Annotated in this window: 2 protein-coding genes and 1 pseudogene; all 3 read right to left on the reverse strand. The window is 62.2% G+C overall.

Features of this window, described 5'->3' with window-relative positions; translation table 11 throughout:
* Nucleotides 1–242 (reverse strand): annotated as a pseudogene (locus CO660_RS32205) (carbohydrate ABC transporter permease); the annotation flags it as partial.
* Nucleotides 239–1,192: a sugar ABC transporter permease gene (locus CO660_RS32210; protein ID WP_085777845.1), complete on the reverse strand. Its 954-nt coding sequence runs from the start codon at nucleotides 1,190–1,192 to the stop codon at nucleotides 239–241. The pseudogene CO660_RS32205 and the gene CO660_RS32210, both read right to left, overlap by 4 nt.
* Before the next feature lie 147 nt (nucleotides 1,193–1,339).
* The coding region (locus CO660_RS32215; RefSeq protein ID WP_097601871.1) for an ABC transporter substrate-binding protein at nucleotides 1,340–2,533 on the reverse strand (1,194 nt) is incomplete at its 5' end.

The raw sequence follows: 2,533 nt of genomic DNA on the forward strand, positions 1-2,533 counted from the left end.
ACCCAGGGATCGAAGGTCGGCGCCTCAGGCAGCGCCAGCATGTTGCCGTTCTGGATCTCGTCCATCGTCTTGAACGAGGTCACCAGCATGACGAAGAGCGGCATCAGATAGAGGATGGCGAAGATGACAAGCAGGCCGTAAATGACGATGCGGCCGATAAAGCGGGCGCTGTTGCCGCGCTCCGCTCCTGCGGCGGCCGTTGCCGATGATGACGTGCCGATCGCAGAGGTGAGGCTGCTCATCGGGCCTTCTCCTTCAGTTCGGAATAGAGGTAGGGAACGATGATTGCCGAGATCGTCATCAGCATGATGATGGCGCTCGCCGAGCCGACGGCCATCTCATTGCGCTTGAAGGTATATTCATACATGAAGTTGGACGGCAGCCAGGCCGAGCCGCCAGGCCCCCCTGAGGTCAGCGCCACCACCAGGTCGTAGGACTTGATCGCCATATGCGCGAGCACGATGAAGGCCGACAGGAAGATCGGTCGCAAGAGCGGGATGATGATGCGCCGATAGAGCTGGAAAGGCGAGGCGCCGTCGATCTCAGCCGCCTTCATGATCTCGCCGTCGATGCCGCGCAGCCCGGCCAGGAACATCGCCATGACGAAGCCCGACGCCTGCCAGACACCGGCGATGACGACGGTGTAGATGACGAAGTCCTTGTTCTTGATCCAGTCGAAGTGGAAGCTCGTCCAGCCGAAATGATGCAGCGTCTGTTCGAGCCCGAGGCCGGGGTCGAGGAACCATTTCCAGGCAACGCCGGTGACGATGAAGGAGAGCGCCATCGGATAGAGGAAGATCGGCCTGAGCAACCCCTCGCCGCGGATCTTCTGGTCGAGCAGGATGGCGAGCAGCAGGCCGAGCGCCAGACAGATGCCGACATAGAGGAAGCCGAAGATCGCCATGTTGGTGATCGAGGTGTACCAGGAGGACGGCGGGTCGCTCTCGAAGGTCCAGCGCCACAGCCGCTGATAGGCGCGCGCCCCGGTCAGCTGATAGGAGGGGAAGGTCTTGGAATTGGTGAAGGAGAGATAGGCCGTCCAGACGATGAAGCCGTAGACGAAGATCAGCGTGATGACGAAGCTCGGCGCCAGCACGATCTTCGGCAGCGCATCCTGCAGCCGGCTTCGAAGCGAGATCCCGCTCGCCTGCCCCGGCGTCAGAACCGGATCGGTGGTGGCAACTGTGCTCATGGAATGCATCTCCTCGCTGCATGTCGTCATGCATGTCGTCATGGGGCTGGCCAGCATGCCTGTCCCCGCATGATCGCCCCCGCATATCCGTCAGGGGACTGAAGCTTCCCCGCGAAGACGCGGGGAAGCATTGTCATCGACAGTGTCTCAGCGGGCGTCGTCGATCGCCTGGACGAGCTGGGTGACGGCCTCGTCGGAGCTCTTGATCTGGCCGTGGACGAACTTCGAGACGACGTCCTTATAGGCGTTGGCGATCGCCGGAGGCGCGCCATAACCCTGAGCGAGCGAACCGAACAGCGTGCCGCCCTCGTTGGCGGCCTTCAGGTCGGCGATGCCCTTCTTGCCGCAGGCGTCGAAGTCGGTGTCGGGAACGTCGGTGCGAGCCGGGACCGAACCCTTGACGACGTTGAAGGCCGACTGGAAGCTCTTCGACAGCGTCGCCGTCGCCAGCGCCACCTGTGCCGCCTTGCGGTCCTCGGGAACGTTGAACATGCCGAACATGTCGGAGTTGTAGATGACGCTGCCTTCGGTGCCGGGGAAGCGGTAGCAGAGGAAGTCTTTATCCGGCGTCTTCTTGGCGGCGACGAATTCGCCCTTGGCCCAGTCGCCCATCACCTGCACCAGCGCGTCACCCTTGATGACCATGGCGGTCGCCAGGTTCCAGTCGCGGCCGGAGAAGTTCGGATCGACATATTTGACGATCTTGGCGAGGTTGTCGAAGGACTTCTTCATCGTGTCCGACTTCAGTGATTCCTCGTCGAGGTCGTTGAAGGCCTTCTTGTAGAACTCCGGACCGCCGGTCGACAGTACGATGGAATCGAACATCGTCGCCTCCTGCCAGTTCTGGCCGCCGAGCGCCAACGGGATGACGCCTGCGGTCTTCGCCTTGTCGAGCAGGGCGATCAGGTCGTCGAAGGTCTTCGGCTGGGTGCCGCCGATCTTGTCCATCACCGCCTTGTTGATCCACAGCCAGTTGACCGAGTGCACGTTAACCGGAGCGGCGACCCACTTGCCGTCATAGACGGAGAACTTCTGAAGTGCGGCCGGCACCGACTTGTCCCAGCCTTCCTTCTTGGCCGTCTCCGTCAGGTCGCCCATGACGCCGGCCTGGGCATAATCGAGCACGGTATAACCCAGCATCTGCGAGGCCGTCGGATAGGTGCCGGCCGCCACCATCGCCTTCAGCGCCGTCATCGCCGCATCACCGCCGCCGCCGGCAACCGGAACGTCCTTCCAGGCAAAGCCTTCCTTCGACAAATCCTCCTTAAGAACGTTCAACGCGGCCGCCTCGCCGCCAGACGTCCACCAGTGCAGCATCTGCACTTCCTTGACGTCGGCAGC

It is taken from the genome of Rhizobium sp. L9 (assembly GCF_002531885.1).
Lineage (GTDB): Bacteria > Pseudomonadota > Alphaproteobacteria > Rhizobiales > Rhizobiaceae > Rhizobium.